This is a genomic window from Anaerolineae bacterium, assembly GCA_014360855.1.
GTDB lineage: Bacteria > Chloroflexota > Anaerolineae > JACIWP01 > JACIWP01 > JACIWP01.
This window is the reverse complement of record JACIWP010000158.1, coordinates 1-7,516: the sequence shown is the minus strand read 5'-3', so window position 1 is coordinate 7,516 and position 7,516 is coordinate 1. Positions and strand designations below refer to the sequence as shown.

Genomic DNA, 7,516 nt, shown 5'->3' with positions numbered 1-7,516 from the left:
GGAGGCGACCGCCGCGGCGGCATCCTGAAGCCTTTCCTGGCTGGCAGAGGTCATTCACGCCGGCTGGTTACGCCGGCTTCTCGCCGGCGCCGCCTTCTTAACCTCGGGAAAATGAGCGATAGAAATACACGTACAAACCCATCGAGTCTCGGGGACGAACGTGCGGTCAGGCGCGCCGTTCACAAAACAGAGCAAGGAGGTGCAACATGCGAGGCAAATGGACAATCACGGGTAGCCTCATCGTAGTGCTGCTGCTCTTGACCTTAGGCTCATCCCTGGCCCAGGGACCGGAGCAGTCGAGGGCAGAGGTACAACAAGGGGAGGTAAACATCGAAGCGAACGTAGAGGGGAAAATCCCCATCCAGGGCCGGCTGACCGATGCCAGCGGGAACCCATTAAACGGAACCTACAGCATCACAGCCAGTATCTACACGGTGTCCACCGGCGGGACAGCGCTTTGTTCCAAGACCCAGAACAACGTAAACGTGTCGAACGGGTTGTTCAACATGACCATAGATAACTGCACCAACGAGCACCTCAATGGTCAGCAACTGTACCTGGGTATCAAAGTGGGGTCCGATGCCGAGATGAGACCCCGCCAGCCCATCTACCCCGTACCCTATGCGTTCAGCCTGAAACCGGGAGCCCAAATTTCGGGCAGTGTAACCGCCTCGCCCTATGCGGTTCTGCATGCGTGGAATACGGCGACCAGCGGTTCGGCCTATGGGATTAAAGGGGGTACAAGCTCCTCCGCAGGTCGGGGCGTCTATGGTGAGGGGCAGAATGGAGGCACCGGCGTGTTCGGCAGCAGCGATACCGGCGTCGCCATCCAGGCCGGCGGCACCGGCATCATCAAGAGCTCGGCCGCCACGGACTGGATGGTCAGCCCTCTGAATATAGTAGCCGGGGACGCCAGCGGCGATGATGACCTGAAGATCGTCCACTCCTCCCAATTTGGATGGGTTGCGCTCTATACTGACGGGGCGGACAATGTCACCGCACTGCTGCCCGCAGACGTGCCGGCGTACCTCTTCGGCACGCGCGTCAAATTCTCCTCGTTCCACTTCTGCTACTCAATGGCTGACACTCATCTCAACGACTCTATCAGCAGCGTGAGTGTGGCATACGTCAAAACCGACGGCACAACCCAAAGCCTCTGCAGCGTCTCCAGCGTTCCTTCCTCCACTTCCTGGACATGCCAGGCCTGCACCGGTACGGGTACCGCCATTTACGGGCCGGTCTTCGTGAAGTTCAGCCTGCACTTTGATGGTGACGGCTATGACGACCGGATTCGCCTGGGCAATATGTACGTACACCTGGTCGAAGAATGAGCGGTAGGAGGGGGCGATGAAACGTACGGCTATTCTCCTGACTCTGGTCGTTATGCTCGCCCTGGCCGGCCGCGCCCTGGCGATGTCCTCCACCAACTTCCGGCTGGATTGGTTCATACCACTGACCAACGGCGGCGGGGGACCGACCAGCTCCACCCACTACAGCCTTAACTTCACCATTGGGCAGACGGCTGTCGGCGCCTCCACCAGCGCCCATTACGCAGGCTGTCAGGGGTACTGGTGCGGCATTACCAGGGCAGGAGCAGCACAGCGCCATATCTACCTCCCGCTGGTAATGCGGGACCGTTCATAACAAATCCTTATGTATCGCCAATGCGCCTGACCACTCGTTCCCATCCAGGACACTCACGGCGGCGCCGGCAATGTCACTGCCGGCACCTCATGCACGCATTGTCGGCGCCACCGCCTTCACAGCCCCTGAAGGAGAGCAGAAGATGAATGCACGAACGTATCGAAACCTGGGAGTAAGTTTCCTCTTGGCGGCGTTCCTGCTGGCGGGAATATTCCTTTTGGGGATGACCCCGCCCGCCCTGGCAGATGATCAGACCTTCTTCGTCAAGCCTGACGGCGCCGGTACGGCCTGCTCTCAGGCCAATCCCTGCGCCTTGCAGACGGCCCTGGAGCAGGCCGGCGATGGCAGTACCATCTACCTCGCCCAGGGCATCTACACCGGCACCGGCACAGCGGTTATCTCCATCACGCGAAGCATCACCCTCGCCGGCGGGTGGAACGGCGCCCCAGCCGGCCCCGTGCTGCGCGACCCCGCCGCGTATCCCACCACCCTGGACGGGGAAGGCGCCCGACGGGTGGTTTCTATCGGCAGATTCATCACGGTGACGATAGAGGGCCTGACCATCACCAACGGCGTCGTCACTGATATGGGCGCCGGCTTCTTTGCCGAGGATGCCAATCTGACCCTTCGTCACACAACCATCTACAGCAATGTCGCCGATGCACACACCGCCACCAATACCCTGGGCGGAGGAGGCTATGTCCTCGGCGGCACGTTCCAGCTCCTCTCTTCCACCGTGCGCGCCAATGATGCCTGGTGCAATGGATGTCCCAGGACACAGGGTGGCGGCTTGTACATTTATGGGACCACGGCAGTCACCATCGAGGACAGCCTGTTGGAAGCGAACGATGCATGGCAAGGCAGTGGGCTGGAGTTTGACGGCGGCTCAGGCCGCCGGCCCATCCTCATCCGCCGCACTATTTTCCGGGACAACGGATGGGGACTCAGCCCGGGCGGTGGCGTTGGCGGCTACGCAGGTGGGGCACATCTCGCATGGGCTGTAGCTCACATCGAGGACTGCCTTTTCGAGCACAACCGCGCTGGCAACGACACGGGCGCACTGTACTTCACCGGCGGGGAACTGCTCCTGGCCCGCAGTGTGTTCCGCAATAACGAGGCCCACAGAACAGCGGGTGTGGAGTTGTGGAACACCTCGCCCTTCACTCTCACCAACAACCTTATCGCGGATAACCGGCCGGGGCTCGGCGCAGAGGCCGGGGCCCTATCCATCCGATCCAACAGCACGGGATCGCTCCTTCACAACACCATCGCCCGCAACACTGGCACAAGGGGTGGGTACGGCATTGAGGTGAACAGCGGTCAGCCCATCACGCTGGTGAACACCATCCTGGTCAGCCACACCGTGGGCATCACGGTGACGGCCGGCAGTACAGCGACGCTCGAAGGCACTCTGTGGGGCATCGGCGCCTGGGCCAACGGGACCGATTGGGGAGGCGCCGGCACCATCCTCACCGGCCTGGTCAATGTGTGGGGTGACCCGGACTTCGAGAACCCCGCCGGCGGCGACTACCATATTCGCCGCGGCTCGGCGGCGGTGGATGCCGGCGTGAATGCCGGCGTGCCGACCGATATGGACGGCGACCGGCGACCGATCGGCGCCGGCTTCGACATCGGAGCGGATGAATATATGCCTGAATATATGCCGGGTGTCCATCTGCCGCTCATAATAAGACGGCGTTGATCCCTGCGCACGACGCGGGGAGCGGCGCGGCATCCAGCCGGCCGGCCGTTTTCCACTGCCAACATATCGTACGTGAAGGTAGACATCTACCTGAACGACAAACCTGCCGAGACGCTGGGGGTCGAAGCCCGCCAGGGCACAGGTGACAGCTACCGCGCCGGCGGATATCACCTATGCCTGATCTTGACTACCGGCCGGCCCCAGCGTGACCAGCGCCACCTCCGGCCGGCACAGGAAGCGCAGACGCGGCGCCCCCAGGCCTTCCAGCCCCACGCCGCGGCTGACATACAAATGCGTGCGCCCCTCCCGATACCATCCCATCTCATACCGCTTGCCCAGACGCGAGGAGGTGATCAGCGCGCCGTACAGCGGCAGTCGAATCTGGCCGCCGTGCGTGTGCCCGCACAGGTAGAGGTCAATGCCCTGCTCCACAGCCGCCGGCATCAGGTCCGGCGAATGGTACAGCAGGATGCGGTATGCGTTCGCCGGCAGGGAGGCGCACAGCCGGCGCAGGCGTTCGCCGTCGCGCGCCGTGTCGTGACTGCAGTCCATACCGATGATGGCCAGCCGCCGGCCGCCGGCCTCCAGCAGGTGCACCTCGTCGCGGAGCAGGCGCACCGCCAGGCCCGGAAACAGGCCGGCCGAATTGCGGTCCACCGGCGGACTGCCCAACACCGCGCATACGCCCAGCGGGGCCGATACGCCGGCCAGCAGGCGGCGCGCATCGGCATGGGCCTGGGGATCATCCACGTTCGAGAGGTTCACGTAGTCCCCACTCAGCAGGATCAGGTCGGGCCGCAGTTGGCGCGCCAGCTCCAGGACCTGTTCCTCGCGCCGGCCCCAGCGTTCCACATGCAGGTCGCTGATATGCAGTATGCGCAGAGGCGGGGCATCGGGTGGGAACGCCGGCGCGCCCAGGGACAACTGCGTCACTTCCACCCGCCGCGGCTCGACCCAGGCCCCCCATACCAGAAGCCCTGCGGCCACCAGCTCGACGCCGGCCAGCAGGGTGAAGGCCGGCGTCGCTCCCAACAGTTGGACGAGCAGGCCGGCCAGGAACGCCGCTGTCCACCGGGGAATTTGCAGGATGACGAATTGGGAGCCGAAGGGGCCGAACGCCAGGCCCAGGCGGGGCTGGGCGAGCAGGACGACCGCATCCCACAGAGCTACGGCTGTCAGCAGGAGCAGGACCCAGGGCGCCCACGCGCCAGCGCCCAAAGCGCGCCAGCTCATCGCCACCAGGCTACTGCCGGCCAGGGCAACGCCGGCCACGGCCCACGGCGGCCAGCCGGCCGGCGCGTTCAGCGCCACCAGCGCCTTATGGAGCCAGCGCTTCTCCAGCGCGTCCTCCGCACGCCGCAGGGCATAGGCGTACGGGTCGTCCTCCGCCGGCAGGAAGGGGGATATGGACCGCGAGGACGAACGTTCCATATCCATCACCCCCGTCCGCTCATACCAGCATCCCGATGGAGAAGAGGATGCTGAACCAGAGCGTCAATTGGGCGGTGCCGGCCAGGGCGCGGTTCAATGCCGGCCCGTCCGTAGTGGCGTACAGGGTGCGCGTCAACCCCACCGCCTTGGGGATCGTGAGCCAGGGGAGCAGGACGCCGGCGGAGAAACGCCCCATGCCCCACAGGATGACGGGCACGGCATAGGCCAGGATCAGCAGACCGATGAACTCCAGGCGGGCGCCGGCCGGCCCCAGTATCACCGCCAGCGTGCGCTTCCCCACCCGGGCATCGGTCTCGATATCCCGATAATTGTTCACCACCAGGATGTCCGTGATGAGCGCGCCCAGCGGCACTGCCACCAACAGCACCAGGGGATAGAACTGCAGGGCCTGGACGTAATAGGTCCCGCCGACGGCTACCAGCCCGAAAAAGATAAAGACGAAGAGGTCTCCCAGGCCGTACGAGCCGAAGGGGAACGGCCCCCCGCTGTAGGCCAGGGCCGCCAGGATAGCGGCCAGACCGATGGCCAGCACCGGCCAGCCGCCCCGTATTACCAGGTACAGCCCGATGAGCGCCGTCAGGCCGAATACGACGATGATGCCGGCCCGCAGGGACGCCAGGGGGATCAGGCCGCTGGCCGCCACGCGCGGCGGCCCTTTGCGATCCGGCGTATCAATGCCGCGTAGATGGTCGAAATAATCGTTGGCCAGGTTGGTGCCGATCTGGATCAGCAGGGCATCGGCCAGCGCGGCCAGCGCCGGCCAGAAAGAGAACTTGCCATCGGCCATCGCCAGCGCGATGCCGACGATCACAGGGGAGATGGCCGCCGGCAGGGTGCGGGGTCGCGCGCCCATCACCCAGGCCTGCCAGCGAGGAATCGGTTGTGTTGCCGAGAGTTTGTCCGCCATATGGTATGGTCCTCGCATGGGGTTCAGGAGACAAAGCGCCAGGGGGCCAGCCGGCGCTCCAGCCAATCGGCCAGGTAGTATAAGCCCAAGCCGAGCAGGCTCATGGCTACCACGCCGGCGTACATCTCCGCATAAGCCACCCGGCTCCAGCTCTCCACCATGATATAGTAGCCCAGGCCGCTGGTGGTGGCAAAGCTCTCCGCCAGGAACAGCACTGCCACCGCCGTGCCAATGCTCAGGCGCAGGGCGGTCAGGATGGCCGGCACCGATGCTGGCAGATAGACGAAGCGCAGGAGCGCCAACCGGCCGGCGCCCAGCGAGCGCACGCTCATGATCAGCTCGGGGCGAATGGCGCTGGCCTGGTCCCGCACCACCACCAACACCTGGAAGAACAGGATGACAACGATCAGCGCGATCTTGCTGGCGTCCCCGATCCCCAGTAAGAGGAGGAACACGGGCAGGAAGACGACCTTGGGGATGGGATAGCCGATATACAGCAGGGGAGAAAAGATGCGGTTCAGGCGCGGGCTTTGGCCCAGGGCCAGGCCGGCCGGCACCGCCAGCACCAGGGAGATGGCGATGCTGACCAGCACGCGGTAGGTGCTGATGAGCAGATGCCGGGTCAGCCGGCCGGCGATCAGCTCGCGGCCGAAGGTGTACAGCACCACTGCCGGCCCGGGCAGGATGGGGCGGTTCACCAGCCAGGCCAGCACCTGCCAGATAATGATGGTGAGCAAAAGGCCAATGCCGAGATCACGCCAGCGCACCGCATCACCTCCGGACCGTCGGCGCCAGCATTTCCCGCAGGCGCTGGGTCATCTCCCAGAATTCCTGGCTGGCGCGGAAAGCGGGGGAGCCGGCGCCCGGGTTGTCCACCACCACGGCCGACTCGTTGGGCGGCGCATGAAGCACCAGGATTTTGCGCCCGAGGAACACGGCCTCCTCGATATTATGCGTGACCACGATAGTGGTAACCCCTAGCTCAGCCTGGAGCTGGACCATCAGCGTCTGCAGGTCCTCGCGGGTCAGCGCGTCCAGTGCGCTGAATGGCTCATCCATGAGCAGGAGATTGGGGCGCAGGGCAAGGGTGCGGGCGATGGCCACCCGCTGGCGCTGGCCGCCGCTGACCTGGCTGGGGTAGTGATGGCGCAGGTGGTAGATGTCCAGCCGTTTGAGCCAGGCGTCGACTTCGGAGAGAGGGAGGGCCGGCGGGTATGGCCGCGGGGCGTCCCTGGGCGAGCGCTTGCGGGCGTAAAAGTGCCCCATGCGCACGCCCAGGGCGGCATTCTCCCATACAGTGGCCCAGGGCAGGAGGCCGTGGTCCTGCAGGATGAGACCGATGCTGGCGCGCGGGCGCGGCACCGGCTGGCCCTCCACCAGTACGGTGCCGGCCGTGGGCTGGCGCAGGCCGGCGAGCAGATACAGCAGGGTACTCTTGCCGCACCCCGACGGTCCAATCACCGCCCAGGCCTCCCCCTGCTCCACCTGCCAATGAAAGCCTTGGAAGATCGGCGGCTGTTGGGGATGATAGGCGAATGTCACATCGTCCAGCAGGACGATGGGAGCGCTCATGATGCACGCCACCTCTACTTCCGGAAGCTGGCGTCGACGAGCTGATCGTAGGCAAGGGGTTTCTGGATCAGCCCCTTGTCCAGTGCCCATTGCACCACGTCCGCCACCTGTGCCTCGCTGGGCAATTCTTTCTCCGGATATGTGGGCAGGGTGTAGCGCCCCTGCAGGGCCTCGGGGACGCGCGCCGTCTGGATCAGGATATCCCGGTACTTATCCGGGTTCTGGTTGAGAGCCTGCAC

Annotated in this window: 8 protein-coding genes; 3 read left to right on the top strand and 5 right to left on the bottom strand. The window is 64.8% G+C overall.

Annotated elements, in window-relative coordinates; all coding sequences use genetic code 11:
- Positions 1 to 206: 206 nt before the first annotated feature.
- From H5T60_09450 to H5T60_09440, 3 genes are all read left to right on the top strand, one after another.
- Positions 207 to 1,331 (top strand): hypothetical protein, encoded by a 1,125-nt coding sequence (locus tag H5T60_09450; protein MBC7242656.1) that lies wholly within the window; start codon positions 207 to 209, stop codon positions 1,329 to 1,331.
- A gap of 16 nt (positions 1,332 to 1,347) precedes the next feature.
- Positions 1,348 to 1,644 (top strand): hypothetical protein, encoded by a 297-nt coding sequence (locus H5T60_09445; protein ID MBC7242655.1) that lies wholly within the window; start codon positions 1,348 to 1,350, stop codon positions 1,642 to 1,644.
- A 142-nt stretch (positions 1,645 to 1,786) separates the two neighbouring features.
- The gene (locus tag H5T60_09440) at positions 1,787 to 3,346 is read left to right on the top strand and encodes a right-handed parallel beta-helix repeat-containing protein (GenBank protein ID MBC7242654.1); all 1,560 of its coding nucleotides are present in this window, start codon (positions 1,787 to 1,789) and stop codon (positions 3,344 to 3,346) included.
- A 171-nt stretch (positions 3,347 to 3,517) separates the two neighbouring features.
- On the opposite strand, the gene H5T60_09435 is transcribed toward H5T60_09440, so the two are convergent.
- The 5 genes from H5T60_09435 to H5T60_09415 all read right to left on the bottom strand — a co-directional run.
- Positions 3,518 to 4,777, bottom strand: coding sequence for a metallophosphoesterase (locus H5T60_09435; GenBank protein ID MBC7242653.1), 1,260 nt, complete (start codon positions 4,775 to 4,777; stop codon positions 3,518 to 3,520).
- A gap of 19 nt (positions 4,778 to 4,796) precedes the next feature.
- On the bottom strand, positions 4,797 to 5,705 hold the full coding sequence (locus tag H5T60_09430) for a 1,4-dihydroxy-2-naphthoate polyprenyltransferase (GenBank protein ID MBC7242652.1): 909 nt from the start codon (positions 5,703 to 5,705) through the stop codon (positions 4,797 to 4,799).
- A 23-nt stretch (positions 5,706 to 5,728) separates the two neighbouring features.
- A complete protein-coding gene (locus H5T60_09425) occupies positions 5,729 to 6,472 on the bottom strand; it encodes an ABC transporter permease subunit (GenBank protein ID MBC7242651.1) in 744 nt (247 codons plus the stop codon).
- A 4-nt stretch (positions 6,473 to 6,476) separates the two neighbouring features.
- Positions 6,477 to 7,277 (bottom strand): ATP-binding cassette domain-containing protein, encoded by an 801-nt coding sequence (locus H5T60_09420; protein ID MBC7242650.1) that lies wholly within the window; start codon positions 7,275 to 7,277, stop codon positions 6,477 to 6,479.
- 14 nt (positions 7,278 to 7,291) lie between these two features.
- Positions 7,292 to 7,516: metal ABC transporter substrate-binding protein (locus H5T60_09415; protein MBC7242649.1), on the bottom strand; the 225-nt coding region annotated here is incomplete at its 5' end.